Source organism: Hydrogenophaga pseudoflava (assembly GCF_004353865.1).
Classification (GTDB): Bacteria; Pseudomonadota; Gammaproteobacteria; order Burkholderiales; family Burkholderiaceae_C; genus Hydrogenophaga; species Hydrogenophaga pseudoflava.
Genome location: NZ_CP037867.1, coordinates 722,358 through 735,119, shown reverse-complemented (window position 1 = coordinate 735,119; position 12,762 = coordinate 722,358). Strand labels below are relative to the sequence as shown.

14 protein-coding genes are annotated in these 12,762 nt (G+C 66.7%); 4 read left to right on the top strand and 10 right to left on the bottom strand.

Going from position 1 to position 12,762, the window contains the following annotated elements:
- The first annotated feature begins 138 nt into the window (after positions 1 to 138).
- Complete coding sequence (locus tag HPF_RS24040; protein WP_279512607.1) at positions 139 to 747, top strand: glycine zipper 2TM domain-containing protein; 609 nt, start codon at positions 139 to 141, stop codon at positions 745 to 747.
- A gap of 45 nt (positions 748 to 792) precedes the next feature.
- Here the strand turns inward: HPF_RS24040 and HPF_RS03690 are convergent, their stop codons facing one another.
- The 5 genes from HPF_RS03690 to HPF_RS03670 are packed head-to-tail and all read right to left on the bottom strand — an operon-like array spanning position 793 to position 2,494.
- Positions 793 to 942 carry a lmo0937 family membrane protein gene (locus HPF_RS03690; protein ID WP_133155784.1) on the bottom strand — a complete coding sequence of 50 codons (150 nt, stop codon included), beginning with the start codon at positions 940 to 942 and terminating at the stop codon, positions 793 to 795.
- A 28-nt stretch (positions 943 to 970) separates the two neighbouring features.
- Positions 971 to 1,369, bottom strand: a complete 399-nt coding sequence (locus HPF_RS03685; protein ID WP_133155783.1) for a hypothetical protein — start codon at positions 1,367 to 1,369, stop codon at positions 971 to 973.
- On the bottom strand, positions 1,366 to 1,749 hold the full coding sequence (locus HPF_RS03680) for a hypothetical protein (protein WP_133155782.1): 384 nt from the start codon (positions 1,747 to 1,749) through the stop codon (positions 1,366 to 1,368). The genes HPF_RS03685 and HPF_RS03680 overlap by 4 nt, the downstream gene beginning before the upstream one ends.
- A gap of 17 nt (positions 1,750 to 1,766) precedes the next feature.
- Positions 1,767 to 2,144: a hypothetical protein gene (locus tag HPF_RS03675; RefSeq protein WP_133155781.1), complete on the bottom strand. Its 378-nt coding sequence runs from the start codon at positions 2,142 to 2,144 to the stop codon at positions 1,767 to 1,769.
- Between the two features lie 32 nt (positions 2,145 to 2,176).
- Positions 2,177 to 2,494 carry a BON domain-containing protein gene (locus HPF_RS03670; RefSeq protein ID WP_133155780.1) on the bottom strand — a complete coding sequence of 106 codons (318 nt, stop codon included), beginning with the start codon at positions 2,492 to 2,494 and terminating at the stop codon, positions 2,177 to 2,179.
- A gap of 279 nt (positions 2,495 to 2,773) precedes the next feature.
- On the opposite strand from HPF_RS03670, the gene HPF_RS03665 reads away from it, so the two are divergent.
- The 3 genes from HPF_RS03665 (at position 2,774) to mgtA (ending at position 7,669) form a co-directional block, all read left to right on the top strand.
- A complete protein-coding gene (locus HPF_RS03665) occupies positions 2,774 to 3,103 on the top strand; it encodes a DUF1840 domain-containing protein (RefSeq protein WP_133155779.1) in 330 nt (109 codons plus the stop codon).
- A 401-nt stretch (positions 3,104 to 3,504) separates the two neighbouring features.
- Complete coding sequence (locus HPF_RS03660; RefSeq protein ID WP_341785651.1) at positions 3,505 to 4,980, top strand: RNB domain-containing ribonuclease; 1,476 nt, start codon at positions 3,505 to 3,507, stop codon at positions 4,978 to 4,980.
- Between the two features lie 97 nt (positions 4,981 to 5,077).
- Positions 5,078 to 7,669, top strand: a complete 2,592-nt coding sequence (mgtA, locus tag HPF_RS03655; protein WP_133155777.1) for a magnesium-translocating P-type ATPase — start codon at positions 5,078 to 5,080, stop codon at positions 7,667 to 7,669.
- 311 nt (positions 7,670 to 7,980) lie between these two features.
- On the opposite strand, the gene HPF_RS03650 is transcribed toward mgtA, so the two are convergent.
- The 5 genes from HPF_RS03650 to HPF_RS03630 are packed head-to-tail and all read right to left on the bottom strand — an operon-like array spanning position 7,981 to position 12,757.
- Complete coding sequence (locus HPF_RS03650) at positions 7,981 to 8,391, bottom strand: hypothetical protein (RefSeq protein WP_133155776.1); 411 nt, start codon at positions 8,389 to 8,391, stop codon at positions 7,981 to 7,983.
- Between the two features lie 4 nt (positions 8,392 to 8,395).
- Positions 8,396 to 8,881, bottom strand: coding sequence for a thioesterase family protein (locus HPF_RS03645; RefSeq protein WP_133155775.1), 486 nt, complete (start codon positions 8,879 to 8,881; stop codon positions 8,396 to 8,398).
- Complete coding sequence (locus tag HPF_RS03640) at positions 8,878 to 10,044, bottom strand: acyl-CoA dehydrogenase family protein (RefSeq protein WP_133155774.1); 1,167 nt, start codon at positions 10,042 to 10,044, stop codon at positions 8,878 to 8,880. The genes HPF_RS03645 and HPF_RS03640 overlap by 4 nt, the downstream gene beginning before the upstream one ends.
- Positions 10,041 to 11,963 carry an acetyl/propionyl/methylcrotonyl-CoA carboxylase subunit alpha gene (locus HPF_RS03635; protein ID WP_133155773.1) on the bottom strand — a complete coding sequence of 641 codons (1,923 nt, stop codon included), beginning with the start codon at positions 11,961 to 11,963 and terminating at the stop codon, positions 10,041 to 10,043. The genes HPF_RS03640 and HPF_RS03635 overlap by 4 nt, the downstream gene beginning before the upstream one ends.
- On the bottom strand, positions 11,960 to 12,757 hold the full coding sequence (locus tag HPF_RS03630; protein ID WP_133155772.1) for an enoyl-CoA hydratase/isomerase family protein: 798 nt from the start codon (positions 12,755 to 12,757) through the stop codon (positions 11,960 to 11,962). Before HPF_RS03630 ends, HPF_RS03635 begins: the two co-directional genes overlap by 4 nt.
- Between the last annotated feature and the right edge of the window lie 5 nt (positions 12,758 to 12,762).

The following is a 12,762-nucleotide window of genomic DNA, read 5'->3' as shown; positions in this document are numbered from 1 at the left end:
TTGGGGGCGCGATGGTCTGTGCGCCGTCGAACAGACCCTCGCCTCCCTCGGGCCTAGCCTGACGGTGGCGAACAAGGGTTGGACAGCCTGTGTCATCCCGTTCGTTGAACCGTTCGGTCCACCGTCAGGAGCTTCACCATGAACACCCGTCTTCCCACCCCGCTCACCCGCCTGTGCATCGCCGTTGTGCTGGTGCCATTCATCTCTGGCTTGTCCGGTTGCGCGGCACCGGCCCCGGCCGACCGCTATCCGGACACGGTTCGGCCCAGCCACCCGGAGGCGGGGCCGTCATCGGCGCGGCGGGACTACCGGCGTGCCCCCGACGAACGGCTGTTCGAGGCGAAAGTGCTGTCGGCGCGCGCCGTGATCACCGCCGGCGGCCAGCGCTGCTGGATGGAGCGCGAAGAGGTGCCACCGCCGCGCAGCAGCGCCAATGTCCCGGGCGCGCTGGCGGGCGCGGTCATCGGCGGCATATTGGGTCACCAGATCGGTGGCGGGTCCGGCAAGGACCTGGCCACCGTCGGTGGTGTGGTGGCCGGTGCGGCAATCGGTTCCCAGGTGGGCCAGTCCCCACAGCGCGGCCCCGTCACCCAGGACGTCCAGCGCTGCAGCCCCTCGGGTGGCCGCGACCAGGTCGACTACTGGGATGTGACCTACGAGTTCCGGGGCGTCATCCACCATGTGCAGCTGACCGAGCGGCCGGGACCGAGCGTGACGGTCAACGCCCAGGGCGAACCCCGGGAGTGAGTCGGGCGGGGTGGCCGGATCGGACCGGCGCGCCCCGCGCCGGAATCAAAGCGGGCTGCGCCCCTGGATCACGCGCAGCAGCACGATGACGATGGCGACCACCAGCAGGATGTGGATGAAACCGCCCAGTGTGGTGGCGGTGACCAGGCCCAGCAGCCAGAGGATGAGCAGAGCGAGGGCGATGGTGTACAGCATGGCGGTTCCTTTCGAGGGGTGAGGAGATTCAGCGAGACGGTGGGCGGCTGGACGAACGGCTCCACCACCACAGCGCCAGACCGGTGACGCCCACCGCGACCAGGCTGATCCTGGGATGGCGGCGTGCGAGCGCGATGGCCAGGTCCCACGGCGGGCGTATGAAGCCGCTCCCAACAGGGGATGGCGGCGGACCGGACCGCAGCCAGGCCTGTGCCAGCGCCCCCAGCACCACGGCCGTTCCCGGGTGGGCACGCAGACCACCCAGCAGCGGCAGTGCGCTGCGCACCGCACAGCCCAGTGCCGACGATGCGACGGGCGCCTGGCGGTCCTGTTCCAGCCAGCGGGCGATCTGTGCCCGGCTCTCGGCCAGACGCAGCTGTGCGCTGCTGGCAGAAAGCGCCTGGGAGAACGGTGTGGGCGTGTTCATGGCGCGGTGTGACCGGCCAGCAGGGCAGCGTCTTCGGCCAGTTGTGCGCGCAGCTGGGCCAGGGGTTCGCCGTTGCGGTGGGTCTGGGCCCGCCAGCACGCCGCCAGCCCCAGTGCCGCAGGCAGCAGCGGCGTGGCCACGAACAGCCATGCGGCCGGTGCCGCGCCGGGCGCGAGCGACGCCCAGAGCATCAAGGCCACCCCGGCCAGCACCGCCGCGACCGCTAGGCACAAGGCCCCGCCGAGCTGCCACAGCAGGCGCCGCTGGACCGCGGCTGCGCTGGTGTGCAATTCTTCGGACACCAGCTCGGCATAGGCGCCCACATGCGCGGCCAGCAGCATGGGCTGAGCCGCGGCCAGGCGGAACACGGGATGGATCATGTACCGGCGTCCGTGAGTCAGTGGCCGTTGCCGCGGTGCCGGCTCAACAGCGTCAGCAGGCCCATGAGACCCGCCCCCACCGCGGCCGCGATCAGCACGGACTTGATCGGCTCGTGCTGGATGTACTCGGCGGTGGCCTGGCGCGCGTGCGAGGACTTCTCGCGCAGTTGCTGGCCCCCGTCGCGCAGGGCTTCCATGCCCCGGTGGGTGAGCGCGCTGGTGTCGTGCGCCAGCTGCTGCAGGGCGGCACCGGTCTGTGCCCGCGCGGTGCCCAGTCCGTCGAGCCCCTGCTGGGCCAGGTGTTGTGTGGAGCGGATGGCGTGCTCGGTGCCGAGTGCGGCCTCGTGGGCCAGGTTCGAGGCTTCGTCGCCGAGGGTCTTGACGGTGGTGTTCATGGCGTTCTTTCCAGGGTGGTGGGAGGGGACACTTATTTCAGGCGCATGTCGTTGCGCACGGAACGCACGCCGCTGATGCCCTGCACCAGCTGTGCTGCGTGCTGGATGTCGGCCGCCGAGTTGACGAAGCCGCTGAGCTGCACCACGCCCTTGAAAGTCTCGACATTGATCTCGGCCGACTTGAGCGACGCGTCGTTGAAGATGGCCGACTTCACCTTGGCCGTGATGGCGGTGTCATCCATGTACTGGCCGGTGCTTTCCTGGGTGGCAGTGGAGGCACAGCCCATCACGCTGGTGAGCGCAGCGGCTGCGAGCAGGAGGGCGGAGAAACGTTGGGTGCTGGTTTTCATGGGGGGCTTTCGGTAGGAGAGGAATGGCAGCGTCCGCAAACAGCGGCGCCGCAGGGCCATGCTTTTGCGAGACCCGTGCACGCATGCTGGCGCCCGGGCCGGCGGGCGTCTGTGCGCTGGCGAACCCACGGATGTCTCATGACGCGTATCGGGCACGTGCTTGACTTTCGGGTTTGCGCAACGTGGCAAGTTGGCGTACGGTCGTGATTGCCGTTGTGGCCACTGGTGTTCGATGCTCCGGTCGTCCACACCCTTCACCACTTCAACCGAAAGCTGCCCATGCTGTACCGATTCAAATCACAGGCCACGGCCGATCTCGTCATGCTGGGCGCCGATGCCCAGGGTGCGCTGCGGCTGATCGGAAAAGACCTCACGCCAGAGGGCGTGATCAGTCCGGATCAGTTGCCCCGGGCCATCGACATCCTGCAGCGGGCCTGGCGGGAAGACCACGCCTTGCGCCTGAAGGAAGAAAAGTCAGCGCCGGAACCGCTCCCCGCCACGGACGATGCCGACCCCGATGTGCGGCTGTCACAGCGGCTGGTGCCACTGGTGAGCATGCTGGAGCAAGCCAACAAAGCCGATGTGGCGGTGGTTTGGTCCGAGTCTTGACCGCTCGACTTCCGAGTCCGAATGAAACCCCCTTGAGTCGCTGAGCTTGTCAGCGTCGGCGGTCAGGGCGCACGGACATGTGGATGGACTGCCACCTGGCGGTGCTCGTTCGAATGAGGTTCCTGCTGAGGCAACTCCATGCAGCTTGCGCCCGGGATTGCTCAGTCCAAAACCGCCTCTGGCCCTCGCGGCTGCTACCGCCGCCAGCGCCAGCAGCTGCAGACCCTGCGGCGTGATGCGTGCACCGCCACTGCCCGAACCGCCCACCATGCGCTCCACCAGCGACTGCCCACTGAGGTTGCTCTGCATCGTCCGATCACACCGAAAGTCAAATGTTGACCGTGTGCAAACCGCGCAGCGCGCCACGGGCGCAGAATGCATGTCAACTGCCGGAGAACATCTTGCGCCACGCGTTGTCCAATCACCGTACCAGCCTGGCGACGATAGCCTCATGGGCCATGTTCAGCCGGGGCCTGGAGCCGGAGTTTCAAAACGACGTGCACAAGCAAGTAGCACGTCTGAGCAGTCCAGCGATGGAGAAGGATTCCCATATCCGGGATCTGTGCGGCCTGCCTTGGTGCTCCATCGACAACGATGACTCCCGTGACCTGGATCAACTGACCGCCATAGAAACAGTGAAGCATCGGGAGATGCGTTTGTTCGTCGCCATTGCGGATGTTGATGCCCTGGTCAAAAAGGGGACACCGATCGACTCGCATGCGCGCCACAACACCACCTCGGTGTATACCTCGGCGCGGATCTTTCCAATGTTGCCAGAGCGCCTGTGCACCGACCTGACGTCACTGAACCCCGATCAGGACCGGCTGGCCGTTGTCGTCGAGATGCTGTTCAGTGACGACGGGATCATGACGGCTTCCTCCATTTACCGTGCCATCGTGCGCAACAAGGCGCAGCTCGCGTATGACGCAGTGTCGGCCTGGATTGAGGGTGAAGGCGAGCTGCCCGAGCCTGCACAGCGCGTTGAAGGCATGAGCTTGCAGCTGCGTTGGCAAGACGACCTAGCACAGAAACTCCGGGTGCTGCGCCGGATGCAGGGCTCGCTGGAGTTTGAAACCTTCCAACCCAGGGCCCTGTTTCAAGGAGAGCGCATCACCGCGATACGGCAACAACCGCAAAACCGCGCCCGGCAGTTGATCGAAGAATTCATGATTGCCACCAACGGCTGTACCACACGGTTCCTGGCGGACAAAGGCATGGCATCGTTGCGGCGGGTGGTTCGGTCACCAGAACGGTGGCAGCGCATCGTTGAGGTTGCACACCAGTACGGCACGAGCCTGCCTCGGCAGCCAGACGGCAAGGCTCTGGAGGCTTTTCTTGCGCAACAACACCGAGCCGATCCCCTGCGATTTCCCGACCTCTCGCTGGTGATTGTCAAGCTGATGGGCTCGGGCGAGTACGTCGTCGAGCGGCCTGAGAGCCCAGCGATCGGGCATTTTGGCCTTGCCGTGCGGGACTACATGCATTCCACCGCGCCTAACCGGCGTTTTGCGGACCTGATCACTCAAAGGTTGTTGAAGGCGGCGTTGGCCGACGCGCCATCGGCGTATACAGACGAGGAACTGGATGAGCTGGCGATTCACTGCACCACTCAGGAGGACGCGGCACAAAAGGTGGAACGTCAGGTTCGCAAGTCAGAGGCGGCCTTGCTGCTTCACTCCCACATCGGTCAGGTATTTGCTGGCGTGGTCACGGGGGCAGGCGACAACGGGATATGGGTGCGCATCTTCGAACCGCCTGCGGAGGGAAGAATCAAAGGCGTCACCACCAGCATCCATATTGGCGAGCAGGTACAGGTCAAGCTGGTTTCCACTTCAGTTGAGCGCGGGTTCATAGATTTTGTCTTGGCCCACCGGTGACCCGTTGCCGTCGATCGGGTGGAGTTGGCTGCTTTCTGACCAATGGTTGCCCCTGACCTGAACATCAGAACCGGTTCAGTGGTTTGAGGAAACATCAATGCCGTTGGTTTCCAAGTTGATCAGGCCCAAATCGCGCCCGAGTTCAGCCTCACAAATCATTCCCGACGCATACTGGAGCGTGCCGGCAGAAGAGCTCTTGGAAAAACTGGGTTCCGACGCAAGTGGCCTCTCCGAGCACAAGGCCAGTGTTCGCCTGAAGCTCCATGGCCCCAACGCGCTCGATGCGACCAAGAAGGCAACGGCACTTGGGCTTTTCATCACCCAGTTCAAGAGTCCGCTGGTGCTGATCCTGATCGTCGCGTCGATCATCTCGATGTTCGCCGGTGAGTGGATTGATGCGAGCGTGGTAGTGGCCATTGTTTTGGGCAGCACCCTCCTAGGCTTTGCGCAGGAATACATCGCGGGCAACGCCATCGAAAAGCTGCGCTCCAAAGTCACCATTCATTCGAATGTCCTGCGTGATGGTCAGCCTAAGACATTGCCTTCAAGGAGGGTGGTCCAGGGCGATCTGGTGCTCCTTTCTGCTGGCAGCCTGGTCCCCGCCGATGGCGTCGTGCTGAAAGCGAAGGACTTCTTCGTCAATCAGGCGGTTCTCACCGGAGAAACATTTCCAGTTGAAAAGAAGCCGGGTGTCGTCACCGCCAAAGCTGGCTTGGCCGAGCGCAACAACTGTGTGTTTATGGGGACCAGTGCGAGCAGCGGCACTGCGCTCGTTTTGATTGCTCAGACAGGCAAGGCAACCGTGTTCGGTCAGATAGCGGGCAAGCTCGCCATGAGGCCCCCCATGACCGAGTTCGAGCGCGGTATCCAGCGCTTTGGCTACCTGCTCACTCGAATCATGCTGGTGATGGTGTTGGTGGTGCTCGCCATCAACATTTTCATGGCCAAGCCGCCGATTGACTCGCTGCTGTTCGCCCTGGCCTTGGCGGTTGGCCTCACGCCGGAGCTGCTGCCGGCCATCGTCAGCATCACCCTGTCGCATGGGGCCAAGCGCATGGCCAAGCTGGGCGTGATCGTGCGCCGGTTGAACTCGATCGAGAACCTCGGCAGCATGGATGTGCTGTGCACCGACAAGACTGGCACCCTGACCGCGGGCGTTGTGGCGCTCGACGGCGCTGTCGACGTCCTCGGACAACCCAGCGCGGAGGTATTGAGGCTTGCAAGCATCAATGCAGGTTTCCAGTCTGGCCTTGCCAATCCGCTCGATGAGGCGGTGATCGCCGCAGCGAAGAACACCGACCTGGACCTCGGTGCTGTGAAGAAGGTCGACGAGATCCCTTATGACTTCGTGCGCAAGTGCCTGTCCGTAGTGGTCGCCGATGCCGCCGGTGCGCGCACGCTGATCACCAAGGGCGCGCTCGACAAGATACTGGCACTGTGCACGAGTGCGGGAGTCGATCAAGCACCGCTCAATGCCACCAGGCGCCAGCAAATCGAGGCCCGTTTTGAGGAGTGGAGCGGCCAGGGCTACCGTGTTCTTGGTGTGGCCTCGCGGGCGATCGAAGCTCGCAGCGGGTCATATGCGCGCGTGGACGAGCACGGATTGAACTTTGCTGGGTTCCTGCTCTTTATGGACCCACCCAAGCCGGACGCGAGCCAGACATTGGTCGATCTGGCGCAGCGCGGCGTGCAACTCAAGATCATCACGGGCGACAACCAAAAGGTGGCACGCCATGTCGCCAAAGTGGTCAATCTTCCCACTACGAACGTCATCACCGGCCGAGAGCTCAACGACATGAGCGACGAGGCTCTCATGCATGCGGCATCGCGCACCACCGTCTTCGCGGAGGTGGACCCGAACCAGAAGGAGCGCATCATCCTCGCGCTGCAAAAGACCGGTCATGTGGTCGGCTACATGGGCGACGGCATCAATGACGCTCTGGCCCTGCACGCCGCCGATGTGGGTATCTCGGTGGATACCGCGGTGGACGTCGCGAAAGACGCGGCTGATTTTGTTCTGCTTCGTAAGGACCTGGGCATCCTGCGCCTGGGCATCGACGAAGGGCGGATGACCTTCGCCAACACACTCAAGTACATCCTCACCACCATCAGCGCCAACTTCGGCAACATGTTTAGCATGGCAGTGGCATCTGTCTTTCTGCCCTTCTTGCCGCTGCTGGCCTCGCAAATCCTGCTCAACAACTTCCTCTCCGACATTCCGGCCACGGCCATCGCCAGCGACCGGGTGGATGCGGATATGGTGGCGAAGCCGCGCCGCTGGGACACGGTCTTCATCCGCGACTACATGGTGCTGTTTGGGTTGCTCAGTTCCGTGTTCGACTTGCTGACCTTTGGCGTCCTGCTGAGGGTGTTCCAGGCTGCGCCGCAAGAGTTCCGGACCGGCTGGTTCGTCGAATCGCTTCTCACGGAATTGGTGATCGCACTGGTCGTTCGTACACGACGCCCGTTCTATCGCAGCCGACCAGGCAATTGGCTTTTGATTGCCACCGGGGTAGTGATTGCGATTGCATTGGTACTGCCGTACCTGCCATTCAGCTCGATCTTCGGTTTTGTTCCTTTGCCTGCCCCCCTGATGCTCGGCATGATCGCTTTGGCTTTGACCTACGTGTTCGCTGTGGAGTTGGCGAAGAAGTTTTTCTACGCACGCGCTGTCAACGCAGACAAGTAGAGCGCGAGCGTGGGCATCTTCGAACCAAACGGGTGGTCGCGAAGAACATTGCGCGAACGGCATTCTGAGTCCACGGGTTCGATGCACTGTGGCACGCGGTCAAGAGTGTCTTTGAGTGGCCGGATCGCGGGAACGTTATGGCCGCGGCACCTCGCACAGCCGCCACTCATGCCTGCGCCAGACGCTTTAACCAACAGCCGCTTTTTTTGGGCAGTCACGGAGAGTACGTTTGGCGATGTCCACCGTCGGCTGTCGCTGCAACTCGGACACCCGGCCAATCAAGGCCGCAGCTTCAACCCGTCCAACGGGGTTCATCCTCCACCCAACCGCCGCGCCTCCACCTCAAACGGGTTGTCCCGGTAGGCATCCCGCCCGCGCAGCCACTGCCACGCCCCGGCCAGCAGATACGCCGGCAGAAACAGCGGCCCCCAGCGTTCGCACTGCCGCACATGCACCCGCTCGTGCGCGCGCAGGCGCTGCAGTTCCTGCGCATGGGTGCCGAGCACGACGTGGCCGAAGGTGATGGCGGCGAACGGCCAGCGGCGGCGGGGTGGCGCGCGGCGCGCGGCGATCTCGATCACGCCGTCCACGATGCGCAGGCGCGCGCCAAACGGCACCAGCAGCAGGCCGAGCGCGAGACCGAGCAGCGTGTTGGGCGAGGCCCAGAACCGCCGCGCCCAGCGCCCGAGGCGACCGGCCGGCCGGGGCCTGCGGCGTGACATGGCGTCAGGACACGATGTATGCGCCCGAGCCGCAGGACAGCAGCTTGCCGTCCGCGCCGCGGAACTCCATGCGCGTGGACGCGACGCGCGAACCCAGGCGCAGCACCTCGGCGCTGAGTTCGAAGTGCTCGCCGATGCCGGGGCGCAGGTAGTCGATGCGCAGGTCGATGGTGCCGAGCTTGCCGAAGCGGTGCAGGCGCTGATCGGGCGTTTCGTCCATGTGGCGCGCGCCGATGGCGGCCATGCAGGCCAGGCCGCCCATGGCGTCGAGCCCGGCGCTGATGACGCCGCCGTGCACGCGGTTGTGGCTGTAGTGGCCGATCAGTTCGTGGCGCATGTCGATGCGCGCGGTCACGCGCTCGGGCAGCAGGCTGGTGATCCTCAGCCCCAGCACCTGGTTGAACACGATCTTCTCTTCGAAGATGGCCTTGAGCCCGGCGATGAACTCGGGCTCGAACTCGGTGGGCAGTGGTGGTGGGGTTTTGCTCATAGTCCGGATTGTCGCGCGGCGAGTTCTTTCATGATCTCTTCGGCGCCGCCGCCGATCATCATGACCTTGACCTCGCGGTAGATGCGTTCGCTGGCGGTGCCGCGCATGTAGCCCATGCCGCCGAGGATCTGCACCGCGGCGTCGGCGCAGAACTGCATGGCCTGCGTGGCGTGGTTCTTGAGCAGGCAGACATGCGCCACCCAATCCGGGCCTGTGTCGCCCGCGTCGGCGCGCGCGGTGACGGCGTCCACCCAGGCCTGGGTGGATTCGATGCGCATGCGCATGTCCATGAGCTTGTGGCGGATGACCTGGCGTTCGATGAGCGCGGCGCCGAAGGTCTGGCGCTGGCGCGCCCAGTCCAGCGCCTCGTCGTAGCAGGCCTGGGCAAAGCCGAGCGCCATGGCGCTCATGGCCAGGCGCTCGCCGTTGAAGTTGCCCATGATCATGCGGAAGCCCGCGCCCTCTTCGCCGAGCCGGTAGCGCACCGGCACGCGCACACCATCGAAGCGCAGGTGCGCGGTGTCGGAGCAGTGCCAGCCCATCTTCTGCAGCGCGCTGCGCGAGACGCCGGGCCGGTCCATGGGCACCACCACCATGCTGATGCCGCTGGCGCCCTTGTTGCTGGCGTCGGTTCTCACCGCGAGGGTCAGCCAGTCGCAGCGCAGGCCGGAGGTGATGAAGACCTTTTCGCCGTCGATCACGTACTCGTCGCCCTCGCGCCGCGCGGTGGTGCGCAGCACGGCCACGTCGGACCCTCCGCCGGGTTCGGTGATGCCCAGTGCGGCGATCTGCTCGCCGCGCAGCACGGGCGGCACCACCTCGGCCTGCAGCTCGGGCGTGCCGTGCGCCAGCACCGGCGGCAGGCCGATGTTGAGCGAGAACAGGCTGGCCATCAGCCCGCCGCTGGTGCCGTAGCGGGCCAGGGTCTGCGAGAGCGCGTCGCGCGCGCGCCAGGGCGCGGGCGCGCCGCCCAGGTGTTCGGGGTAGCCCAGACCGAGCAGGCCGAGGTCGGCCGCTTCGCGGTATAGCGCGCGCGGAATCTCGCCGGCGGCTTCCCAGGCGTCAAGGTTGGGGCGCACGTGCTCCAGAGCGAAGCGGCGCACGGTGTCGACGAGCGCCTGCAGGTCGGCGGCGTCGAAGTGGTTCGCGGTGTCGGTGGTCATGCGCCCTCTTCCGAAAAGACCAGCAGCACCTGTGCCGGCACCAGCTGCTGCCCCGCCACCACGGTCACGCCGGACACGGTGGCGTCGCGCGGCGCGCCGATCTGGTGTTCGATCTTCATGCTCTCGATGGTCAGCAGCACCTGCCCGCGCGCCACGCGCTGGCCGGGCTGCACCATGAGCGACACCAGCTTGCCGTTGAAGGGCGCGCGCAGTTCGCGCGCCGCGGGGCCCTGGCCACCGCTCAGCGCGGCGGACAGGCTCAGGTCCTGCAGGTGCAGGTCGTGGGCACCCCAGCGCACATGGCAGTGGCCGCCGGTCTTGCGCACCACCTGCGCGGGCTTTGCGATGCCATCGAGCGCCACCGTCCCGTAGCCGATGTGCGCGGTGTGTTCACGCTCACCGGCCTGCACCTGCAACACCCCGTGGCCGAGTTCCCGTACGGTCAGGTCCAGCGTGGTCTCTCCAAACTTCACGCGCAGCGGCCGCACGAACGGGCTGGGCAGATCGGTGCCCGCACGGCCCAGCCAGGTCGCGGCCAGCGCGGCGGCCACGCCGGCCTCGTGCGGCGGCTGGAGCGCCGCGCGCAGCCCGTCGCCGTGTTGCGCGAGGAAGGGAATGGTGGCCTCGCCCGCGCCGAACACCGGGTGGCGCAGGCAGGCCGCGAGGAAGGCGCGGTTGCTGGGCAGGCCCAGCAACACGGTGTCGTCCAGCGACTGCGCGAGCTTCGCGATGGCCTCGCCGCGGGTCGGCGCGTGGGCGATCAGCTTGCCCAGCATGGCGTCGTAGTGCGGCGTAACCACCGTGCCGTCTTCGAGTGAGTGGTCGAAGCGCAGGCCGTCGCTCAGCGGTGGTTCGCCGAAGCGCTGCACCGTGCCGGCGTGCGGGGTGAAATGCCCGTCTTCGGCGCAGAGGCGGACCTCGATGGCGTGGCCCTGGAGCCGCACCTGGTCTTGCGTCAGCGGCAGGGGTTCGCCTCGCGCGATGCGAAGTTGCCATTCGACCAGGTCCAACCCTGTGAGCATTTCGGTGACAGGGTGCTCCACCTGCAGCCGAGTGTTCATCTCCATCAAAAAGAACCGGTCGCCGTCGAGCAGGAACTCCACGGTCCCCGCGCCCACATAACCCGCGCCCTGCGCCAGCGCCACCGCACAGCGGCCCAGTTCGGCGCGCAGCTCGGGCGAGACCGCCGGGCTGGGCGACTCCTCGATGATCTTCTGGTGGCGGCGCTGCACCGAACAGTCCCGCTCGCCGAGGTGGATGCAGTGGCCGTGGGTGTCGGCGAACACCTGCACCTCAACGTGGCGCGGGTTGAGCAGCGCACGTTCGATCAGCAGGTCGCCATTGCCGAAACCGGCCAGGGCTTCGGACCGCGCGCTCTGCAGCGCGGCGGGCAGTTGCTCGGCGCTGTGCACGAGGCGCATGCCGCGCCCGCCGCCACCGGCCACGGCCTTGACCATGACCGGGTAGCCGATGCGCTGCGCCTCGGCCGCGAAGGTCTCGTCGCGCTGGTCGTCGCCGAAGTAGCCCGGCAGCACCGGCACGCCCTGCCGCAGCGCCACCGCCTTGGCGGCGGACTTGCTGCCCAGCGCGCGGATGGCGGCGGGCGGCGGGCCGACCCAGGTCAGGCCCGCGTCGATGACGGCCTGCGCGAAACCGGCGTTCTCGCTCAGGAAGCCGTAGCCGGGGTGCACCGCGTCGGCGCCGCTGGCGCGCGCGGCGTCGATCAGCTTGTCCACACGCAGGTAGCTGTCGGCCGAGGCCGTGCCGCCCAGCGCCACGGCCGTGTCGGCTTCGCGCACGTGCAAGGCGTCGCGGTCGGCGTCGGAATACACCGCCACGGTCGCGACGCCCATCCGGCGCGCGGTGCGGAGGATGCGGCGCGCGATCTCGCCGCGGTTGGCGATCAGCAGGCGCTTCATGCGCCCCCCTCCACCCACGGTGCGGGCTGCTTGCGCACAAAGGCCTTGAGGCCGGCGGCCGCCTCCGGCCCGCGCAGGGCCGACGCAAAGGCGATGGCGGCTTCGTCGCGCAGGTCGGGCAGCGGTCCGTGCAGGCGGCGCAGCAGCTGCTTGGTGGCGGCCAGGGCACCGGGTGCGGCCAGGCGGTGGCGCGCCAGCGTGTCGGCCAGCGCCGCTTCCATCTCGCCGTCGGCCACCACGTCGTTGACCAGGCCCAGGTCGCACGCTTCGCTGGCGCTGAAGTGCCTGCCCGAGAGCAGGCAGTCGCGCGCGGCGCGGTCGCCGAGGCGGCGCCAGACGAAGGGCGCGATCTGCGCCGGTGGCAGGCCCAGCGTCACCTCGGGCGTGGCGAACACCGAGCGCTGCGTGGCGAGCACCACGTCGCCGCAGCAGGCCAGCCCGAAGCCGCCGCCCAGGGCCGGCCCGTCCACCGCCACCACCAGCAGCTGCGGCAGTTCGGTCAGCGCGTGCAGCACGTCGCCGAACGCGCGGTTGGCGTCGACCAGCGGGTCGTGTGCGCCCTCGGCCAGCGGCTGGCCGATGGCGCTGGCGAAATGCCCCAGGCTGCCGCCTGCGCAGAAGGCGCCGCCCCCGCCGGTGAGCACCACCGTGCGCAGACTGGCGTCGGCTTTGGCCCGCAGGCAGGCCTCGAACAGGGCGACCACCATGCCGTCGGACAGCGCGTTGCGCGTGGCCGGGTCGTTGAGCGTCCAGCGCTCGGTGTCGCCCTGCCGCACCACCAGAAAGTTGCTCATGCCGC

What these genes read in the sequence shown, in the direction of transcription:
- HPF_RS24040 (WP_279512607.1), top strand. Translation starts at nt 139, where the DNA reads ATGAACACCCGTCTTCCCACCCCGCTCACCCGCCTGTGCATCGCCGTT.
- HPF_RS03690 (WP_133155784.1), bottom strand. Translation starts at nt 942, where the DNA reads ATGCTGTACACCATCGCCCTCGCTCTGCTCATCCTCTGGCTGCTGGGC.
- HPF_RS03685 (WP_133155783.1), bottom strand. Translation starts at nt 1,369, where the DNA reads ATGAACACGCCCACACCGTTCTCCCAGGCGCTTTCTGCCAGCAGCGCA.
- HPF_RS03680 (WP_133155782.1), bottom strand. Translation starts at nt 1,749, where the DNA reads ATGATCCATCCCGTGTTCCGCCTGGCCGCGGCTCAGCCCATGCTGCTG.
- HPF_RS03675 (WP_133155781.1), bottom strand. Translation starts at nt 2,144, where the DNA reads ATGAACACCACCGTCAAGACCCTCGGCGACGAAGCCTCGAACCTGGCC.
- HPF_RS03670 (WP_133155780.1), bottom strand. Translation starts at nt 2,494, where the DNA reads ATGAAAACCAGCACCCAACGTTTCTCCGCCCTCCTGCTCGCAGCCGCT.
- HPF_RS03665 (WP_133155779.1), top strand. Translation starts at nt 2,774, where the DNA reads ATGCTGTACCGATTCAAATCACAGGCCACGGCCGATCTCGTCATGCTG.
- mgtA (WP_133155777.1), top strand. Translation starts at nt 5,078, where the DNA reads ATGCCGTTGGTTTCCAAGTTGATCAGGCCCAAATCGCGCCCGAGTTCA.
- HPF_RS03650 (WP_133155776.1), bottom strand. Translation starts at nt 8,391, where the DNA reads ATGTCACGCCGCAGGCCCCGGCCGGCCGGTCGCCTCGGGCGCTGGGCG.
- HPF_RS03645 (WP_133155775.1), bottom strand. Translation starts at nt 8,881, where the DNA reads ATGAGCAAAACCCCACCACCACTGCCCACCGAGTTCGAGCCCGAGTTC.
- HPF_RS03640 (WP_133155774.1), bottom strand. Translation starts at nt 10,044, where the DNA reads ATGACCACCGACACCGCGAACCACTTCGACGCCGCCGACCTGCAGGCG.
- HPF_RS03635 (WP_133155773.1), bottom strand. Translation starts at nt 11,963, where the DNA reads ATGAAGCGCCTGCTGATCGCCAACCGCGGCGAGATCGCGCGCCGCATC.
- HPF_RS03630 (WP_133155772.1), bottom strand. Translation starts at nt 12,757, where the DNA reads ATGAGCAACTTTCTGGTGGTGCGGCAGGGCGACACCGAGCGCTGGACG.